The 19,946-nt window shown below is 68.4% G+C and carries 13 protein-coding genes; 5 read left to right on the top strand and 8 right to left on the bottom strand.

The genetic code is table 11. The features are described 5' to 3' along the window. Positions 1-9: 9 nt before the first annotated feature. The 3 genes from pstA to BMX43_RS07500 all read right to left on the bottom strand — a co-directional run bounded on the left by pstA (position 10) and on the right by BMX43_RS07500 (position 3,935). Complete coding sequence (pstA, locus tag BMX43_RS07510) at positions 10-1,356, bottom strand: phosphate ABC transporter permease PstA (protein ID WP_091299543.1); 1,347 nt, start codon at positions 1,354-1,356, stop codon at positions 10-12. Continuing rightward, a complete protein-coding gene (pstC, locus tag BMX43_RS07505; RefSeq protein ID WP_091299541.1) occupies positions 1,353-2,816 on the bottom strand; it encodes a phosphate ABC transporter permease subunit PstC in 1,464 nt (487 codons plus the stop codon). Before pstC ends, pstA begins: the two co-directional genes overlap by 4 nt. Before the next feature lie 63 nt (positions 2,817-2,879). Then, the gene (locus BMX43_RS07500; RefSeq protein WP_091299537.1) at positions 2,880-3,935 is read right to left on the bottom strand and encodes a PstS family phosphate ABC transporter substrate-binding protein; all 1,056 of its coding nucleotides are present in this window, start codon (positions 3,933-3,935) and stop codon (positions 2,880-2,882) included. Positions 3,936-4,189: 254 nt separating this feature from the next. Between BMX43_RS07500 and BMX43_RS07495 the strand changes: the two genes are divergently transcribed. The 4 genes from BMX43_RS07495 (at position 4,190) to BMX43_RS07480 (ending at position 9,865) form a co-directional block, all read left to right on the top strand. Further along, on the top strand, positions 4,190-5,581 hold the full coding sequence (locus BMX43_RS07495; protein ID WP_091299534.1) for an aldehyde dehydrogenase family protein: 1,392 nt from the start codon (positions 4,190-4,192) through the stop codon (positions 5,579-5,581). 87 nt (positions 5,582-5,668) lie between these two features. After that, entirely contained in the window at positions 5,669-7,231 is a 1,563-nt protein-coding gene (gene glpD / locus BMX43_RS07490; protein ID WP_091299531.1) for a glycerol-3-phosphate dehydrogenase, read from the top strand. Between the two features lie 22 nt (positions 7,232-7,253). Continuing rightward, positions 7,254-8,720 carry a glycerol kinase GlpK gene (gene glpK, locus BMX43_RS07485; RefSeq protein WP_091299529.1) on the top strand — a complete coding sequence of 489 codons (1,467 nt, stop codon included), beginning with the start codon at positions 7,254-7,256 and terminating at the stop codon, positions 8,718-8,720. 8 nt (positions 8,721-8,728) lie between these two features. After that, positions 8,729-9,865: an iron-containing alcohol dehydrogenase gene (locus BMX43_RS07480; RefSeq protein WP_091299526.1), complete on the top strand. Its 1,137-nt coding sequence runs from the start codon at positions 8,729-8,731 to the stop codon at positions 9,863-9,865. A 65-nt stretch (positions 9,866-9,930) separates the two neighbouring features. Here BMX43_RS07480 and BMX43_RS07475 read toward each other — a convergent pair whose 3' ends face one another. Genes BMX43_RS07475 through BMX43_RS07465 form a run of 3 tightly spaced genes read right to left on the bottom strand, consistent with a single transcriptional unit; the run spans position 9,931 to position 14,270 of the window. Beyond that, entirely contained in the window at positions 9,931-12,300 is a 2,370-nt protein-coding gene (locus BMX43_RS07475; protein ID WP_091299523.1) for an aldehyde dehydrogenase family protein, read from the bottom strand. 9 nt (positions 12,301-12,309) lie between these two features. Next, complete coding sequence (gene deoC, locus BMX43_RS07470) at positions 12,310-13,263, bottom strand: deoxyribose-phosphate aldolase (RefSeq protein ID WP_091299520.1); 954 nt, start codon at positions 13,261-13,263, stop codon at positions 12,310-12,312. Further along, a complete protein-coding gene (locus BMX43_RS07465; protein WP_091300160.1) occupies positions 13,260-14,270 on the bottom strand; it encodes a sugar-binding transcriptional regulator in 1,011 nt (336 codons plus the stop codon). Before BMX43_RS07465 ends, deoC begins: the two co-directional genes overlap by 4 nt. 146 nt (positions 14,271-14,416) lie before the next feature. Here BMX43_RS07465 and BMX43_RS07460 point away from each other — a divergent pair, with 146 nt between their 5' ends. Next, positions 14,417-16,942: a cation:proton antiporter gene (locus tag BMX43_RS07460; RefSeq protein ID WP_091300156.1), complete on the top strand. Its 2,526-nt coding sequence runs from the start codon at positions 14,417-14,419 to the stop codon at positions 16,940-16,942. Here BMX43_RS07460 and BMX43_RS07455 read toward each other — a convergent pair. Both BMX43_RS07455 and BMX43_RS07450 read right to left on the bottom strand, forming a co-directional pair. Continuing rightward, complete coding sequence (locus BMX43_RS07455; protein WP_091299517.1) at positions 16,913-17,620, bottom strand: response regulator; 708 nt, start codon at positions 17,618-17,620, stop codon at positions 16,913-16,915. The genes BMX43_RS07460 and BMX43_RS07455 overlap by 30 nt on opposite strands. A 27-nt stretch (positions 17,621-17,647) precedes the next feature. Continuing rightward, positions 17,648-19,939: a sensor histidine kinase gene (locus BMX43_RS07450; RefSeq protein ID WP_091299515.1), complete on the bottom strand. Its 2,292-nt coding sequence runs from the start codon at positions 19,937-19,939 to the stop codon at positions 17,648-17,650. Between the last annotated feature and the right edge of the window lie 7 nt (positions 19,940-19,946).

Here is a 19,946-nt window from a genome sequence, read left to right as displayed (position 1 = left end):
CGGGCCTCATTACCAGCGGCGTTCAAAGCGGCGGCGCAGGATGATGGCGACCGCGTTCATGATGAGAAGGAAGGCAAGCAGCACGATGATGGCACCGGAGGCCCGTTCCACAAAGGCCGGATCGGAGCGCTGCGTCCATTGATAGACCTGCACGGGCAGGGCAGTCGCGGGCTGCATCAGGCCTTCCGGCGGCGCGGCGGGGAAATCCTTCACGAAGGCCACCATGCCGATCAGCAGCAGGGGGGCGCTTTCGCCAAGGGCGCGGGCCAGACCGAGGATGGTGCCGGTCAGGATGCCGGGCATGGCCAGCGGCAGGACGTGGTGGAAGATCGCCTGCATCTTCGACGCGCCCACCCCGAGTGCCGCATCGCGTATCGAGGGCGGCACCGCCTTCAGCGCCGCACGGGTGGCGATGATGATGGTGGGCAGGGTCATCAGCGTCAGCACGAGGCCGCCGACGATGGGGGCCGATTGCGGCAGGCCCATGAAGTTGATGAACAGCGCCAGCGCGAGGATGCCGTAGACGATGGAGGGCACGGCGGCGAGGTTGGCGATGTTCACCTCGATCATGTCGGTCCATTTGTTCTTCGGCGCCAGTTCTTCGAGATAGATCGAGGTGGCAACGCCGATCGGCAGGGCGAGCAGCAGCACGATGAACATCATGTAGGCCGAGCCGAGGATCGCCACGCCCAGACCGGCCGCCTCGGGGCGGAGTTCCGAAGCGTCGGGCATCGACAGGAAGCCGAGGTTGAACTGGGTGGTGATCAGCCCGGCATCGGCCATCTTCTGCGCCACGGCGAGTTGCTCGGGCGAGATGTTGCTGTCGCGCGCCGCACTTTCCATGGTGACGCGACCCTTGAAGTATCCGTCCACCCGGCTGGTGGCGAAGGCTTCGAAGGTGATGGTCTGGCCCACCAGCGCGGGATCGGCCAGCACCATGTTGCGCAGATCGGCGGGGGCTTCCTTGGACAGCAGGCCCATCACGTCTTTGGCCTTCATCGTGCCGGTGTCGATGTTGCGGGCGGCGAGTTCCGCCTCCAGCGCCTTTTGCAGGATCTTGCCATAGCCGACAGTGGTGACTTTCTTCATCACCGCCGGGTCGCGGGTGCCGGATTTGTCGAGCGTGGCTTCGGACAGTTCGACCGGGATCTCGAAATAGGTCTGGCGGAAGGCGCCCATGCCGTTGCCGAGGATCGACCACATCAGGAAGACCAGCGCCACGAGGCCGAGGCCGACCGCGGTGAGGCCATAGAGACGGAAGCGGGTTTCGGCGGCCTTGCGGCGGCGGGTGCGGGCGTCGGTGGCCAGCAGCGACCTTGGGGCGGCGTGGCCCCCGTGCAGCGTCGCGTCGGTCATTCGTATTGCTCCCGATACTTGCGCACGATGACGAGCGCGAGGACGTTGAGGGCGAGGGTGAAGCAGAACAGCGTCAGGCCAAGGGCGAAGGCGACCAGCGTTTCGGGGCTGGCGAATTCGGTATCGCCGGTCAGCTGGCTGACGATCTTCACGGTGACGGTGGTCATCGCCTCGAACGGGTTGAGGCTGAGCTTGGCGGCGGCGCCTGCGCCCATGACGACGATCATGGTTTCGCCGATGGCGCGGCTGGCGGCCAGCAGCACGGCGCCGACGATGCCGGGCAGGGCGGCGGGCAGGACCACGCGTTTCACGGTTTCCGACTGCGTGGCGCCAAGGCCGAACGAGCCGTCGCGCATGGCCTGCGGCACGGCGTTGATGATGTCATCGGACAGCGACGAGACATAGGGGATCAGCATGATGCCCATGACCACACCCGCCGTCATCACCGAGGACGAACTGTCGCCCAGACCCAGCGGCTGGGCGAAGTAGTCGCGCAGCAGGGGGCCGACGGTGACAAGGGCGAACAGGCCGTAGACGATGGAGGGGATACCGGCGAGGATTTCCAGCAGCGGCTTGGCCGTGGCGCGCATCTTCGGGCCGGCATATTCCGACAGGTAGATCGCGGCCATCAGGCCAATGGGGGCTGCCACCAGCAGGGCGATGAAGCTGACATACAGCGTGCCCCAGACCAGCGGCCAGAGCCCGAGCGACGAGCCGCCGCGGAATTGCGGGTTCCAGGTGGTGGAGAAGAAGAAGTCGCCAGCGGGATACAGGCGGAAGAAGTGCCAGCTTTCGACCACCAGCGAGGCGATGATGCCGAAGGTGGTGGCGACGGCGATCAGCGACGAGGCGATCAGCAGCACCTGAATGAACTGTTCCACCAGATTGCGGGCGCGCAGTTGCGGCGAAATGCGCCACAGCGCGAAGGCAAAGCCCAAAGCCGCCGCCAGCAGCACGACCAGCGCCATGGCGCTGTGCAGGCTGTTGCCAAGGCTGCGATAGGTCTTTGCCGCCTCGAACACGGCGGGATCGACATTGGCGCCAAGTGCCACGCCCACTTCGGCCAGACGGCTGCGCATGTCGCTCAGATCGGCGCGCATGGCCTGAATGCCTGCCTCGTCCAGCCCGGCGCGGGCGGCGACGGCATCCAGCCCTTCGGCGATGCGGCGCACATCGGCCATCACCAGGCTGATGTTGCCACCGGAAGCGGCGATGTTTTCCTGCGGGATCAGCGCGGCGGTGCGGGTTTCAAGGATCGTGGGCTGGAGGAACAGCCAGACGACCATCACCAGCAGTGCGGGCACGGCGGTGAACAGCGCCACCGAGGCGCCATAATAGGACGGCAGCGAATGCAGGGCGCGCGGATCGCCCTTCACGGCGGAAAGCGCCCGTTGGCGCCCGAGAAGGTAGCCAAGGACGGCAAGGCCCAAGACGATCAGGGAAAGGAGACCAACGCTCATATGTTCGCGTCCGTATGAAAGGGAAGGGGTGGCGCGGGAGCTGCGCCACCCCTGGGGGTCAGGTTACTTCAGCGGTGCCATCGGGGTTTCGGCGGCCACGGCAGCCTGCGTCGCGGCCAGTTCCGGGTCGGACACGAGGCCATAGGCGGCCAGCGGGCCGTCCGGGCCGGCCATATCGTCGGACACGAAGAACTCGATATATTCCTTCAGGCCGGGGATCACGCCGATATGCGCTTTCTTGACGTAGAAGAACAGCGGACGCGACACCGGATAGTCGCCGGCGGCGATGGTTTCGGTGGTCGGGACGATGCCGTCGATGGTGGCGACCTTCAGCTTGTCGGTGTTGTTCTGGTAGAACGACAGGCCGAACACGCCGACGGCGTTCTTGTTGGCGGCGATGCGCGACAGGGTTTCGGTATAGTCACCGTCGATATCGACCGAGGCGCCGTCGGTGCGGACCTTCAGGCAGTTGTCGACAGCTTCTTCTTTCTTGGCGTCGTCATCGGCGCCGGTCGAGGCGGCGAGGAACAGGTCATAGGCGCCGGTGGCCTTGCAGCCTTCTTCCAGCAGCTTGACGTCGAACACTTCGCGGGTGCCGTGCTTGGTGCCCGGGATGAAGGCCAGGATATCCTGCGCGGGCAGGGTGGCGTTCACATCGGCCCAGGTCTTGGCGGCGTTGGCAACCAGCGCGCCGTCCTTGGCAACGGTGGCACCCAGCGCGCCGAACACGTCAGCCGGGGTCAGGGCGAAATCGGGGCCAGCGATATCCGAGGCGAAGACGATGCCGTCATAGCCGAAGCGGACTTCCATGATCTCTTCGACGCCGTTGGTCTTGCACAGGTCGATGTCGGACTGCTTGATGCGCGAGGAGGAGTTGGCGATGTCGATGGTGTTTTCGCCCACGCCTTCGCACAGTTTCTTGCGGCCAGCGCCCGAACCGCCACCTTCCACGACCGGGGTCGGGAAGTCGAAGTTTTCGCCGAAGGCTTCGGCCACGATGGTGGCATAGGGCAGCACGGTCGAGGAACCGGCAACCTGAAGGTTGTCGCGGGCCATCGCGGCGGTGGCCGAGACGGCGGCAATGGCGATCACTGACGCGGTGAGTTTCATGGCAGACATGGGTTGCTCCTGCAAAGTCCGTTTTCGGGACGCGTCGGGCGTCCTTGGCGGTGGGGTAGCCGCGCGCTGTGAACCCTATGTAAGATTCGTGTGACAGTTTTGTAAAAGACGGCCCCGGAAGCGGGCTGGGGGCGGCGTTGTCGTGAAATATTCCGCTTGCGTGGGGCAGAATCGCCGGGCGGCGCGGGGTGACGTTGCGTCTTGTGCCGCTGCGGCGCGGGGTCGGCTAGACTCGGGTCCAAACGGAGGATGCGATGCGGCAGGATCTGGAACTTTCGGCCTTCACGCGGCAGCGGGCGGCGCAGGCGGTGCGGCGGCAGGACTTCGGGCTGGCGGCCCGGCGCGCGGCGCTGGCCCGGCTGGGGGCGGCGGTGCGGGCGCGCGAGGCGCAGATCATCGCGGCGTTGCAGGCCGATTTCGGCAAGCCCGCCGCGGAAACCGTGCTGACCGAGATCCTGCCGGTATTGCAGGAAATCAGCCATGCAAACCGCCATCTGGCGCGCTGGATGCGGCCGCGCCGGGTGCGGCCTGCGCTGGCGGCCTTTGGCACCTCGGCCCAGTTGCGGCCCGAGCCGAAGGGCGTGTGCCTGATCATCGCGCCGTGGAACTATCCGCTCAATCTGGCGCTGTCGCCGCTGGTCAGCTGTCTGGCGGCGGGCAACAGCGCCATCGTGAAACCGTCGGAGCTGACGCCCGCCACCTCGGCGCTGATCGCGGATCTGGTGGCGGAGGTGTTTGCGCCCGATCTGGTGACGGTGATCGAAGGGGACAAGACGGTGGCGGAACGGCTGCTGGCGCTGCCCTTCGACCATATCTTCTTCACCGGCAGCCCCGAGGTGGGGCGGCTGGTCATGGCGGCGGGGGCAAAGGTGCTGGCCTCGGTCACGCTGGAGCTGGGCGGCAAATCGCCCTGCCTCATCGGGCCGGGGGCCGATCTGGAGCGGGCGGCGCGCTGGGTGGTGTTCGGCAAGTTCACCAATGCCGGGCAGACCTGCGTCGCGCCCGACCATGTGTTTGTCCACAGCGCGGTCGCCGCGCCGTTCAAGGCGGCGCTGCGGGCGGCGATCGCGCGGGCCTATCCGGCGGGGCTGGCCTCGCCCGATCTGGCGGATGTCATCAGCCCGCGCCATGCGCAGCGCCTGTCGGGCCTGCTGGGCGAGGCTTTGGCGCAGGGCGCGCGGATCGTGGCGGGCGGGGGGATGCGCGGGCGCCGCATCGCGCCGACGGTGATCGAGGCGCTGACCCCGGATTGCGGGCTGGACCGGGAAGAGATCTTTGGCCCGATCCTGCCGCTGATCGCCTATGACGATCTGGGCGCGGTGATCGCGCGGATCAATGCCCGGCCCAAGCCGCTGGCGCTGTATGTGTTCGAGCGGGACCGCGCGCTGGTGGAGCGGGTGATCGCCGAAACCTCCTCGGGGGCGGTGGGGGTCAATCTGACGCTGCTGCACAGCGCGCATCCGAACCTGCCGTTCGGCGGGGTGAACGGGTCGGGCATTGGCGCCACGCATGGCGAGGCGGGGTTCCGCGATTTCAGCCATGACAAGGCGGTGTTGCGCAACCGGCTGTCGCCCGCGCCGCTGCTGTTTGCCCCCTATGGCACGCGGATGCGGCGGCTGCTGGGCTGGATGCAGCGGCTGGTTTGACGGAAAACGAATATTTACGAAACCATAATTTGACTTTTCGCGCATATACGCCGAAAATCGCCGCAGCTTCAGGTGGAGGGTGCAGGCATGGCGGGCAGCGAAAGCGCGGCGGTGGCCGATCTGTTCATCATCGGCGGCGGGATCAACGGCTGCGGCATCGCGCGCGATGCGGCGGGGCGGGGGCTGTCGGTCGTGCTGGCGGAACAGGGCGATCTGGCGCAGGGCACCTCGTCCGCCTCGACCAAGCTGTTTCATGGCGGGCTGCGCTATCTGGAATATTTCGAGTTCCGGCTGGTGCGCGAGGCGCTGGAGGAACGCGAAACCCTGCTGACCGCCATGCCGCATATCAGTTGGCCGATGCGGTTTGTGCTGCCTTATCATGCAGATATGCGGTTTGAAGGCGCCACGCCCACGTCGCGGCTGCTGGGGCTGTGCATGCCGTGGATGCGCGGGCGGCGCCCGGCCTGGCTGATCCGGCTGGGGCTGTTTCTGTATGACACGCTGGGCGGGCGCCAGATCCTGCCGGCCACCCGCACGCTGGATCTGACGCAGGATGCGGCGGGGCGGGCGTTGCAGCCGAAGTTCCGCAAGGCGTTTGAATACAGCGATTGCTGGGTGGAGGATGCGCGGCTGGTGGCGCTGAATGCCCGCGATGCGGCAGATCGCGGCGCGCGCATCCTGACCCGGACGCGGGTGGTGCGGGCCGCGCGCGTGGGGGCGATGTGGCAGGTGGAAACCGAAGGGCCGGAGGGGCGGGCGGTGCAGTTTGCCCGCGCGCTGGTCAATGCCGGCGGGCCATGGGTGGCCGAGGTGATCCGCGATGTGGCGCATATCGCCACGGCAGATGGTGTGCGGCTGGTGCGCGGCAGCCATATCGTGACGCGCAAGCTGTATGACCATGACCGCTGCTATTTCTTTCAGGGCAAGGATGGGCGGATCATCTTTGCCATTCCCTATGAGCAGGATTTCACCCTGATCGGCACCACCGACAAGGACCATCGCGGCGGCCCCGGCACGGCTTATTGCACCGAGGAGGAGCGGGATTACCTGTGCGCCTTCGCGTCGGAGTATTTCGCGCGGCCGGTGACGGCGGCGGATGTGGTCTGGACCTATTCGGGGGTGCGGCCGCTGTATGATGACGGGGCCTCGTCCGCGACGGCGGCAACGCGGGATTATGTGCTGCGGCTGGACACCGGCGGGGCACCGCTGCTGAACGTGTTCGGCGGCAAGATCACCACCTATCGGCGGCTGGCGGAAAGCGCGCTGGCCAAGCTCGCGCCGTATTTTCCGCAGGCCAAGGGGGATTGGACGGCGCGGGTGGCGCTGCCGGGCGGGGATTTTCCGGTGGACGGGGTGGCGGCGCTGCGGGCGGGGTTGCGGGCGCGCTATCCGTTTCTGACCGAGGCCTGGGCGGCGCGGCTGGTGCGGGCTTACGGCACGCAGGCGGCGCAGATGCTGGGCGATGCGGCGCAAGCCGCCGATCTGGGGGCGGATTTCGGCGCGACGCTGACCGCGCGCGAGGTGGACTGGCTGAGGACGCGGGAATTTGCGGTGACGGCGGCGGATGTGCTGTGGCGCCGGTCCAAGCTGGGGCTGCGCGTGTCGGCGGAACAGGCGGCGGCACTGGAAGGTTACATGGCGGGGCACTAGGCTTCCCGGCAGGGAGGACGGCATGACACATATTCTGGCGATAGATCAGGGCACGACATCGACCCGCGCGATCCTGTTCGATGCGGCGCTGCGGGTGGTATCGGTGGCGCAGCGAGAGTTGACGCAGCACTTTCCGGCCTCGGGCTGGGTGGAGCATGACGCCGAAGAGATCTGGCAATCGGTGCTGGCCTGCGGGCGGCAGGCGATGGCGGGCGGGCAGGCGGTGGCGGCGATCGGCATCACCAATCAGCGCGAAACCACCCTGCTGTGGGACCGGGCGACCGGCGAGGTGCTGCACCGCGCGATTGTCTGGCAGGACCGGCGCACGGCGGAGCGGTGTGCGCAGATGAAGGCGGAGGGGATGGAGGAGATGGTGACCGCCCGCACCGGGCTGTTGCTGGACCCGTATTTCTCGGCCTCCAAACTCGGCTGGCTGCTGGAGACTGTGCCGGGCGCCAAGGCGCGGGCCGAACGGGGCGCGTTGGCCTTTGGCACGGTGGACAGTTTTCTGATCTGGCGGCTGACCGGCGGGCGGGTGCATGCGACCGATGCCACCAATGCGGCGCGCACCATGCTGTATGACATCGGCGCCGGGCGCTGGGATGCCGATCTGTGTGCGCTGTTCGGGGTGCCGATGGCGGTGCTGCCCGAGGTGAAGGATTGCGCGGCAGAGTTCGGGGTGACCGATGCGGCGCTGTTCGGGCAGGCGCTGCCGATCCTTGGTGTGGCGGGCGATCAGCAGGCGGCGACGGTGGGGCAGGCCTGTTTCGCGCCGGGGATGATGAAATCCACCTATGGCACGGGCTGTTTTGCACTGCTCAATACCGGGGCGGCGCCGGTGCGATCCAGCCATCGGATGCTGACGACGATTGCCTATCAGCTGGACGGGGTGCCGACCTATGCGCTGGAAGGCGCGATCTTCGTCGCGGGCGCGGTGGTGCAATGGCTGCGCGACGGGTTGGGGGTGATCGGGGCGGCGGGCGAGACGCAGGCGCTGGCCGAACGGGCGGCGGAGGGCGTGGTGCTGGTGCCCGCCTTTACCGGGCTGGGCGCGCCCTATTGGCGGCCCGATTGCCGGGGGGCGGTGTTCGGGCTGACGCGCGGCTCTGGCCCGGCGGAACTGGCGCGGGCGGCGCTGGAAACGGTGGGCTATCAGACCCGCGATCTGCTGGCGGCGATGCAGGCCGACTGGGGGACGGCAGGGGCGGCGGTGTTGCGGGTGGATGGCGGCATGGCGCGCTCTGACTGGGCGATGCAGTTTCTGGCCGATATTCTGGGTGCGCCGGTGGATCGGCCCGGCGTGACGGAAACCACGGCGTTGGGCGCGGCGTGGCTGGCGGGGCAAAAGGCAGGGCTGTGCCCGGGGCCTGCAGGCTTTGCCGCGCAATGGGCCTTGGAACGGCGGTTCGAGCCTGCGATGGGTGCGGCGGAGCGGGCGGCGAAATATGCGCGCTGGCAGCGGGCCGTTGCGGCCACGATGATGTTCTAGGGGGCGGAATGGCGTTTTCGATTGCGATGCCGGGGCGGATCGTCTTCGGCCGGGGCGAGGCGCTGACGGCGCCGGGGCTGATTTCGGCCTATGGCGGGCGCGGCGTGGTGGTGCATGGCGCCACTGCGGCCCGGGCGGGCTGGTTGCTGGCGGGGTTGCGGGCGCAGGGCTGCGAGGTGATCGGGCTGCCTTGCGCGGGCGAGCCGGTGCTGGCCGATCTGGAAGCGGCGCTGGACGTGGCGCGGGGGCAGCGCCCGGAATGGGTGGTGGGCTGCGGCGGTGGCGCGGCGCTGGATCTGGCCAAGGCGCTGGCGGCGCTGATCCCGGCGCCGGGCGGGCCGATGGACCATCTGGAGGTGGTGGGCAAAGGTCTGCCGCTGGTCGCGCCGCCGCTGCCCTTCATCGCGCTGCCGACCACGGCAGGCACCGGGGCCGAGGCCACGAAGAATGCGGTGATCGGTGTGCCGGACCAAGGGCGCAAGGTCAGCCTGCGCGATGACCGGATGCTGGCGCGGCTGGCGATCGTGGACCCCGCGCTGACCGATGGCTGCCCGAAGGCGGTAACGCTGGCCTCGGGCCTTGATGCGGTGACGCAGGTGATTGAACCCTATATCTCGGCCAAGGCGACGCCGTTCACCGATGCAATCACCTGGCCGGTGATCGCGCCGGGGCTGGCGGCGCTGAAGGTGCTGATGGCGGGCGAGGATGCGGGCGCGCGCGATGCGCTGGCCTGGTGTTCGGTGACGGGCGGTGTGGCGCTGGCCAATGCCGGGCTTGGCGCGGTGCATGGGCTGGCGGGGGTGATCGGCGGGCAGACCGGGGCGGCGCATGGCGCGATCTGCGGGGCGCTGCTGGGGCCGGTGCTGGCGATGAACCGCAGCCGGACGGACGGTGCCGCACGGGCGCGGATCGACGCGGTGTGCGGGCTGATTGCCGGGGTGTTTGGCGGGACGGCCGACGAGGCGCCGCAGGTTCTGACGGATTGGGCGCGGGGCCAAGGGTTGCCTGGGCTGGAGGCGCAGGGGCTGGCGCGCGGGTCGTTTGGCGCGGTGGCCGAAGCCTCGGCCCTGTCATCGTCGATGAAGGGCAATCCGGTGGGGCTGGGCGTGGCGGATCTGGTTGCGGTGCTGGAGCAGGCGGCCTGAGCGGCGGCAATCCTTCTGCGAAGAATTGCCGCCGGGTTTGGGCGATTTTTCTGCGAAAAATCGGATCAGGCGCCGTAGGGCAGCCAGATCGTCTTGATCTGCGTGGCGCGGCGCAGGAAATCTGCGCCCTGACCCTGCGCAGGGTCAAGCCAGTCGCGCAGCGTGCCTTCGGCCCAGACGGGTTTGAGGTTGCCCGCGCTGGAGCTTTCCACCAGTGCCACGCCGTCAGGGCTGCCGTGATACCAGAGCGCGGCCACGTCATCATGCTCGGCCAGCGTTTTCGCCAAGGCATCCCGCTCGCCGGTCAGCAGGTTGACGACACCGGCAGGCAGATCAGAGGTTTCCAGCACCTGATACAGTTTTGCCGCGATCAGCGGATGGGACTGCGCGGCCACCGCCACCACGCGGTTGCCCATGGCGAGGGCGGGCAGGATCAGCGACAGCAGCGAGAGCAGCGGCGCTTCGTCGGGGCAGATCACGGCGAGGGTGCCGAAGGGCTCGTTCACCGTCAGGGTGACGTGGTTCGATTTGGTGGCGGTCACTGCGCCGTCGAATTTGTCGGCCTGTGCGGCATACCAGAAGATGCGGCGCAGGCTGGCGTCTAACTCTGCCTCCGGCTTCGGGCTGGCGCCGGTGGCGGCGAGGGCGGCGGTGACCTCGTCGCGCCGCTGGGCGAGGTTTTCAGCGAGGAAATACAGCACCTGCGCGCGGTTATGCGCGGTGATGCCGCCCCAGCCGCTGGCCTTGGCCGCAGCCTCCACCGCGTTGCGGGCATCCTTGCGGTTGGCAAGGGCCGCCTGACCGATGGCCCCGGCGCGGCCCAGCACGGTATAGCTTTGGCCACTGTCGGCGCGGGCCTGTTTGCCGCCGATGTAAAGCTTGGCGGTGATGTCGATGGCGGGCCGGGTCGCTGCATCGGGGCAGGGCGCCACGGTCAGCGGCAGGGCGGGGGCGGGGCGAGGTTTGCCGGGCCGGGCCTTGGGGGCGAGGTATTCCAGCATCCCCGCGCGCCCGCCTTCGCGCCCGAAGCCGCTTTCGCGGAAGCCGCCGAAGGGGGCGCCTGCGTCGAACAGGTTGGTGGCGTTGATCCAGACGACGCCCGCCTTCACCTTGGCCGCGATGTCGATCACGCGGGTGACGTTTTCCGACCAGATCGAGGCGGACAGGCCATAGCGGCTGTCATTGGCCAGCGTGACCGCCTCGTCCGGGGTGCGGAAGGTGAGCGTGGTGGCGACGGGGCCGAAAATCTCGGTCTGGCTGACGGTATGGGCGGGGGCGGTGCCGGTGAAGAAGCCGGGGGTGCAGAAGGCGCCTTGCGCGGGTAGCGCGGCGGGGGCGCGATGGAAGGTCGCGCCCTCGGCCACGCCCTGCTGCAGCAGGGCGTCGATGCGGGCGAGTTGCTTGCGCGAGACGATGGCGCCGACATCCATCGTCTTGTCCAGCGGATCGCCGACGCGCAGGGTTTGCATCCGCGCGGTCAGCTTGGCGAAGAAGCGGGGGGCGACGCCCTCTTGCACGAGGATACGCGACCCGGCGCAGCAGACTTCGCCCTGATTGAACCAGATCGCATCGACCACGCCTTCGACGGCGGCATCCAGATCGGCATCTTCAAACACGATGAAGGGGGATTTGCCGCCAAGTTCCAGCGACAGTTTCTTGCCCGACCCGGCGGTCTGGCGGCGCAGGATACGGCCGACCTCGGTCGAGCCGGTGAAGGCCAGCTTGTCGATCTGCGGATGGCCCGCGATCCGGGCGCCGGTCGCGCCGTCGCCCTGCACGATGTTCACTACGCCGGGGGGCAGGCCCACTTCGACGCAGATCTGCGCGAAGGCAAAGGCGGAAAGCGGGGTCAGATCGGCGGGCTTCAGCACCACGGTATTGCCTGCCGCCAGCGCAGGCGCCAGTTTCCACGCCAGCATCAGCAGCGGGAAGTTCCACGGGATGATCTGGCCGCAGACGCCGAGCGGCTGATGGGCGGGAAACTCGGTCTCCAGCAGTTCGGCCCAGCCGGCGTGGTGATAGAAGTGGCGGGCGACCAGCGGCAGGTCGATGTCGCGGCTTTCGCGGATCGTCTTGCCGTTGTCCATGGTTTCCAGCACCGACAGGAAGCGTTCGCGCTTCTGGATGTGGCGGGCGAGGGCGTAGAGGTATTGCGCCCGCGCGTGCCCCGGCAGGGCGGACCATTTGGGAAAGGCGGCGCGGGCGGCGCGGGTTGCAGCCTCCACCTCGGCCTCGGTGCCGAGGGCGACTTGGGCCAGAACGGCATCGGTGGCGGGGTTCAGCACCTCGGCCAGCGGGCCTTCGGGTTTGGGGAATTTGCCGTTGATGTAATGGGGGATCACCGGATGGGCGGCAAGCCAGGCCGTGACCTCGGCAGTGCCTTCGGGGGCGGGGCCGTATTCCATGGTCTGCATGATGTCCTGAATGGTGGGCATGACGTGTCCTCAGGCCAGCGCGTGGCGGTTGGCGGCCGAGTAGCGGCCCGTGACATGGTGTTCAAGCTGGCGTTCGATGTCGCCCAGCAGCGAGGAGGCGCCGATGCGGAACAGATCGGGCATCAGCCAGCGGGTGCCCAGTTCCTCTTTCATCAGGATCTGCCAGTTCATCGCGTCTTTCGCGGTTTTCAATCCGCCTGCGGGTTTGAAGCCCACCCATTGGCCGGTGCGGTCGCGGTAGTCGCGCAGCGCGCGCAGCATGGTGAGCGAGACGGGCAGGGTGGCGTTCACATCTTCCTTGCCGGTGGAGGTCTTGATGAAATCGGCGCCCGCCTGCATGGCGACCATGCTGGCCTTGTAGACATTGGTCAGGGTTTTCAGGTCGCCGGTGGCGAGGATCGCCTTCAGATGGGCTTCACCACAGGCGGCACGCATGGCGGCGATTTCGTCATAAAGCGCGGCCCAGTTGCCGGTCAGCACATGTTCGCGGGTGATCACGATGTCGATTTCCGCCGCGCCCTGATCCACCGCATAGCTGATTTCCGCCAGCCGCAGTGGCAGCGGCGTCAGCCCCGCCGGAAAGCCGGTGGCGACCGAGGCGACCGGGATGCCCGATCCGGCCAGCGCCTTGACCGCATGGGGCACCATGGTCGGATAGACGCAGACGGCGCCCACCGTGACGCCTTCGACCCCAAGGGCCGCCAGCAGATCGGCGCGCACCGGGTTGCGGGCCTTGGCGCACAGCCGCTGCACCCGGCCCGCCGTGTCGTCGCCCGCAAGGGTTGTCAGGTCGATGCAGGTGATGGCGCGCAGCAGCCAGGCGGCCTGCCAGTCTTTCTTCACCGACCGGCGGGCGGGCAGGCTGGCGGCGCGGCGTTCGGCGGCGGGGGTGTTGACGGTCTGCGTCTCGAACGCGTCGGGGGTGAAGGCGGTGCCGGTGGGGCGGGGGAACGAATGGGTCATGCGGTGTCCTGTCTGGCGCCGGGTTCGGGCGCATCGAGAAGGGTGCGGGCGGTCGCCTCGTCCGTCACCAATGCGGTGAGCAGACCCGCGCGCAGGGCGGCGGCGGCGATGGCGTATTTGTCGGGGCCGGTGGTGATGCCGATGCGGTGGGCCTTGGCCTGCAGGGCCGACAGCGGCAGGCCGATGGTGCGGGCATCCAGATCGGCATCGACGATGCGGCCTTGCGCATCGACGAAGCGGCCCAGAATGTCGCCCACGGCGCCAAGGTCGCGCAAGCGGGCGATTTCCGCCTCGGTCAGGTAGCCAGAGGTGACGAAGGCCGAACCGGCCCCCATGCCGCCCATGCCGAAACAGGCCACCGGCGCTTCGCGCGCAAGGGCCAGCACGCGGGCGACGACCGGGTCATCCTCCAGCGCCAGCCGGGTTGCGGCGCGGCCAAGGATCGCGGGGACCGGCAGCAGTGAGGCGCTGCCGCCCGCCGATTGCGCGAATTCCTCGGCCACGGCGGCATTGCGGGCCGAGGTGGCGTGCAGGGTGATCGAGCCGTTGACCAGCACGAAATGCGCGCCGGGCGCCCAGCCTGCGGGCAAGGCACGCGCCACCGCCGACATGGTGCGCCCCCAACTGAGCCCGACGAGCGCCGGGCGGGGGCTGAGCGCGGCCAGATGGTTGGCGGCGGCCTGCGCCACCGCCTCCAGCCGCAAGGCCGGATCGGGGGAGGCGCCCATCGGCACCACCACGGCCTCGTGCAGCGCAAAGCGCTGTTGCAGCGCCAGTTCCAGCCCGGTGCGGCGCCCGGCGCGGGGGGTGATCTCGATCCGCACGATGCCTTCCTCGCGCGCCTCACTCAGCAGGCGGGCGACCTGCCAGCGCGTCAGCCCCAGATCGGCGGCAATCTGCGCCTGTGTGCGATCCATGTCGAAATAGAGCTTGGCCACCTGAACCATCAGGTGGTCGCGCTGGTCATCGACCGGCAGGCGGGTGGCATAGGCGTTGCGCGGGGCCATCGGGGGCGGTTCTTTCTGCATATGTGGGTTATTATCACATATGAAGGTTGATCTGGCCAGCAAGATTCCCCCACTGGCCATAATTCTGCGTGAGCGCGGCCCCCCGCCGTCTTTCGCCTGCGCGGCGTGGCGCGTATCCTATGGAAATGGATATCGTTCTTTTCGTCACCGCCGCAGCCCTGCTGTTCATTCTCATCGCCATCGCCGAGCCGGTGGCCGAGCGTCTGCGCCTGCCGTATTCGGTGGTTCTGGCGGTTGCCGGGGCGGCACTGGGGGTGGCGGCGGTGGTTGTGCGCTCCACCATGGGCGACAGTCTGAGCGAGGATCTGCAGACGCTGCTGTCGCTGCCGATCCGGTCGGCGGTGTTCCTGCATGTCTTCCTGCCGACGCTGGTGTTTCAGGTGGCGCTGGGGCTGGATCTGCGGCGGATGCTGGATGACTGGGTGCCGATCCTGGCCATGGCGGTTGCGGCGGTGCTGGTGGCCACGCTGTTCGTGGGGGGCGCGCTGGCGCCGTTCAGCGAGATGGGGCTGCTGGCCTGTTTCCTGCTGGGCGCCATTGTCTCCACCACCGACCCGTCGGCGGTGGTGTCGATCTTTCGCGGGCTGGCCACGCCGCAGCGGCTGGCGCGGATCGTCGAGGGCGAAAGCCTGCTGAACGACGCCGCCGCCATCGCGCTGTTCGGCTTTTTCCTGACCTTCGTCATGGCGGGCGTGCCCAACCCGACCTTGCAGGATGCGTTCATCGGCCTGCCCAGCACCATTGCGGGCGGGGTGCTGACCGGCTGGATCGTGGCGCGGCTGGCGCTGCTGGCGATGGTGATGCTGGCGGCCTTTCCGCTGGCGCAACTGTCGCTGTCGATCGCGGTGCCGTACGGGGTGTATCTGCTGGCCGATCATGTGCTGGGTGCCTCGGGCGTGGTGGCGGTGGTGGTGGCGGGGATGACGCTGAACTGGGTCGGGCCGGGCAAGCTGGCGCCGGCGACATGGACCAACCTGCGCGAGGTATGGGAACTGCTGGCCCATTGGGCGGGAGCGCTGATCTTCGTGCTGGCCTCGTTGCTGATCCCCCGGCTGATGCAGAATGCGCGGCTGTCGGACATTTTCCTTGTGGCGGTGGTGATCGTGGCGGCCTTTGCCGCGCGGATGGTCATGCTGTGGGGGGTGCTGCCGCTGCTGTCGGCGCTGAAACTCTCGCCGCGGGTGGAGCGGCCTTACCGGATCGCCATCCTGTGGGGCGGCTTGCGCGGGGCGGTGACGCTGGCGCTGGCGCTGGCGGTGACGGAAAACTACCGCGTGCCGCTGGATGTGCAGCGCGAGGTGGGGATTCTGGCGACCGGGTTCACCCTGTTCACGCTGTTCGCGCAGGGCACGACGCTGGGCTGGGTGATCCGGCGGCTGGGGCTGACCCGGCTGGCGCCGCTGGATCTGGCGCTGTCGCGGCAAGTGATCGCCGTGGCTTTGCAGAATGTGCGCGAAGAGGTGGCCGAGGCGGTGAAGGACCACGCGCTGAGCCATGACATCGTGCGCGCCGAGGCCAAGGTCTTTGGTCAGCGGCTGGATCAGGCGGTGGCGCTGGCGGACGAGGGCAAGGGCATCCGCGAGAAGGACCGCATCACGCTGGGCCTGCTGGCGTTGGCCGGGCACGAGCATGATCTGGTGTTGGAGGCGTTCCGCGAACAGCAGATCTCGTCGGGGCGGGCGGAACAGATGCTGACAGATGTCGGGCGGCTGGTCGAAGCGACGCGGCTGGGCGGGCGGCATGGCTATCGGCGCGGCGCGATCCGCAGCCTTGGCTACGGGCGGTTCTACCGCGTGGCGGTGACGTTGCACAACCGGCTGCGCCTGTCACGGCCCCTGTCGGTGATGACGGCCAACCGCTTTGAAATCCTGCTGAACCAGCGGCTGATCCTGGCCGATCTGCACGCGCATATCGACGGCAAGATCCGCCGCATCCATGGCCGCCGCGTGGCCGAAATCCTGCATCAGGTGCTGGCGGTGCGCGAGAACGAGGTGGAACAGGCGGTCGAGGGGCTGCGGCTGCAATATCCGGGCTATGCCGAGGAGATGCAGCGCCGGTTCATCCGCCGTCTGGCGCTGCGCATCGAGGAACGGGAATATGACACGCTGCTGGCCGACGGGCTGATCGGCAAGGAACTGCATGTCACCCTGCGCCAGTCGCTGGCCGGGGCGCGGCGGCGGCTGGAACAGCGCCCGAAGCTGGATCTGGCGGTGCAGAAGAGCGAGATGTTGCGGCAGATGCCGGCGCTGGCGGGGCTGGATGCCGGGCAGTTGCGCATGGTCCAGAGGCGGATTTCGACGGTCTATGCCCAGCCGGGCGAAGTGCTGATCCGCAAGGGCGACCCGGCGCGGCATGTGTTCTTCCTCGCCTCGGGCGCGGTGGAGGTGGAGTTTGCCGGGCAGTTGCAGCGGTTGGGCCGGGGCGAACTGTTTGGCCAGCTTGGCATCCTGACCCGCCGCCCACGCCGGGCGCAGGTGACGGCGATCACCCATTGCACGCTGTTGCGGCTGGACGAGCAGCGCTTTCTGGACCTGTTGCAGGGCAACGAGACGCTGCGCCGCGCAGTGGAGGAAAGCACGGCCCGGCGCGGCTTGATGGAGGCTGCGGCGAAGGGCAAGCCGTCAGATCAGCCCGCGGCGGTCAGCGGCTAGCGCCGCCTCGGCGCGGGTGGAGATATTGAGCTTGCGATAGATCGACTTGGTATGCGTGGCGCAGGTATTGGCGGAAATGCCAAGGTTTTGCGCGATGTCGGCCACGGTCAGGCCCTTGCCCAGCAGGCGCAGCACTTCCAGCTCGCGCTGGGTCAGGCAGGGTTCTGCCAGGGGAGGCTGGCGGGGGGGCTGTGTCTTGAAATGCGCCAGGATCCGCTGCGCGATGCGCGGCGAGATGGGCGGCTCGCCCTGTTCGATGCGGCGGAACTGTTCGATCAGGTTCGCGGTTTTCACACCTTTCAGGATATAGCCCATCGCCCCGGCGGCCAGGGCCTCGAACAGCGAGGCGTCGTCTTCAAAGATGGTGATGACCACGGGCAGGGTATCGGGGCGGTTCTGCACAAGGGCGCGGATGATGTCCACCCCGTTGCCATCGGGCAGATCGAGGTCGATCAGCGCGAAGTCATAATGGCGGGCGGGATCGGCCAGCAAGGCGCGCGCTTCGGCACAAGTGGTGGCGGTGTCGATCTGTGCCCCGGCCAGTGCGCTGCCCAGCGTTTCGGCGATCCAGTTGCGGGTTTCGCGGTTGTCGTCAAGGATCAGCGCGCGCAGGGCGGCGCAGTCGCGCACGGGGGCGGTGACGGGCTGGGGCTGGGCTTGGGGGGGAGGGCTGGTCATCTGACGGGCGGGTCCGGTTCTGGCAGGTCAAGCGGCGATGAAGGGCGCGGGGGCGATGGTGGGGGTGGGGCTCGCGTGCAGGGGTATCCGCAGCGTCAGGATATGGCGCTGCGCTGTTTCGTCGCGGCGCGCGGTGACCCGGCCCCCCAGCGCCTCGGCGCGGGCGGCCATGTTGCCAAGGCCATTGCCGCGACGCGGGGCGGCGGTGGGCGGGGTTGGCCCCAGCGGGTTTTCCATCCGGTAGATCAGGCTGTCCCCGTCCAGATCGGCATGGATGGTGATCGCCCCCGGCCCGCCATGCGCCAGCGCGTTCGACAACGCCTCGCGGTGGAGGGCGGTCAGGTTGCGCTGCACTTCGTAGCCCAGCTGGTCGGCGCTGGCATCGGCGCTGCCCAGAGGCCAGATCAGGGTGCGGCCCTGCGCTTCGGCCCGGTTGTGGCTCTCGGCGCGCATTTCGGCAATCTGGCTTTCCAGCGTGACGGGGCGCCCGGCAAGGCCCGAGGCGATCTGGCGCAGATCGGCCAGCGCCTCGACCAGAAAATCCTGCCGTTTGGCATCGTCGCGGCTGTGTAGCGCCGACAGAAGGTTGGCCCCCACATCGTCATGCAGATCGCGGGCGATGCGGCGGCGTTCCTGATGCAGCGCGGCCTCATAGGCCGTGCGGTCGGCCTCGGCGGCGCGCAGCAGGGCGTGCACCTGCGTCAGCAGCGCCAGATCGGCGCCGTTGAACAGCCGCCGCCCGCCGCCTGCAAAGGCCAGACGCAGCGCAGGGGCGCCGTTCTGGGCGGGCAGGGTCAGCGACAGGCCTTCGTCGCCCAGCACGGGGGCGGGGGGGGCATCGGGTACGGGGTCCATCTGCAGCGGCGCGAACAGGCGCATGAGCAGGCTGCGCCACGCCTCGGCCTTGGCGGCGGGGCCGATCTGGAAGGCGATGGAGACGGTGCCGGCATAGATCGCCGCCATATCGGGGCGGCGCGGCGCCAGCCAGCGTTCGAACACATGGTCGCGCAGCGGGAAATACAGCAGGCCCACCGTCAGCACCGCAAAGGCCATGGCCACCGGGCTGGACAGGCTGAGCGTGACCATCACCAGCAGATCGACGCAGACCAGCAGGCAGATCACCCCCATATGGAACAGGATGCGCCAGGCCCAGCGATCCAGATCGAACAGCCGGTAGCGCGCGAAGGCCAAAGCGGTGCCGACATAAATCGCGCAAAGTGGGATGAACGACATGCCTTGCGACAGGATGCTTTCCTGTTCGAACACGACGGGCAGGGCCACCAGCATCACGAATACGCCGGAGCCCAGCAGGAACGACAGGCCCAGCCAGCGCAGGGCGGCGCGGTCAGCGGGGTTGCGGCGGGTGGCGCGCAGTTGCAGCAGGATCAGCGCGACAATGATCAGGAAGATGACGCCGGTGATGTTTTGCGGGCGGATCAGGCTATGTGGCGCCAGTTCCAGCCGGTAAAGCAGGATCGACACCAGCAATGCGGCACTGGACAGCAGGACGTAACGCCAGCGCAGCACCGGGCGGGGATAGCGCGCAAACAGTGCCATCATCCCCGAGCCGAACAGGAAGGTGAAGGCGTGGTTGCCGAGCGATGCGGCGAAGATCAGGCCCGGTTCCATCACCAGCGCGCGCGAGGAATAGATCGCGGCGCAAAAGCCCGCGCCCCCCACGCCCAGACCGGCAAGCACGAAGCCGCTCAACCCTTCGGGGGCGCTGCGGCGCCGGGCGGTGCCCGGGCGCAGCGCAAAGAAGAAGGCGGCGATCAGCAGCACGGTCAGGCCGCAGCCGATCTGCACCCAGAAATCGCGCGGCAGGTCGGCAAGGCGGCTGTGCGCCGCGACCGGCAGCAGCAGGGTGAAGGGGGGGCCACCTTCGGCGGGCTGGACCGTGGCGCGCAGTGGCATCCCGCGCGCGCCCGCATCGCGCAGCAGCGCCATGGCCATGGCCTGCGCCTGCAGAAAAGCCCGCCGCGCGGCGTAAGAGGGCAGCATGTCAGGGTCTTCGATCGCCAGATCGGCGGGAATGGCCACCCCGGCCCCCTTGCCGCCAAGGGCGGGGGCAAGGGACAGGAGGCGCAGGCTTTGCCCGCCATGCTGCAGGGTGACCGGCCCGGGGCGCGCCATGTCGATCTGTCCGGCGCTCAGATCGGGCTGGGCAAGCCGCAGGACGAACACCAGCCCCATGGCCAGCAGTACCGCCAGAAGGGCAACAGACAGCCGCACCACCGGGTTGAACACACCCGGCAGGCGTCGCGCACCCGCAGCCGCGCCGCCGGAAGGCGCGGCGTTGCGCATATCCGTCACACCCATTCCCAAG

Source organism: Gemmobacter aquatilis (genome assembly GCF_900110025.1).
Lineage (GTDB): Bacteria > Pseudomonadota > Alphaproteobacteria > Rhodobacterales > Rhodobacteraceae > Gemmobacter > Gemmobacter aquatilis.
Note: the sequence above shows the minus strand (reverse complement) of the source record. Positions and strands in the feature narration are given on the sequence as shown.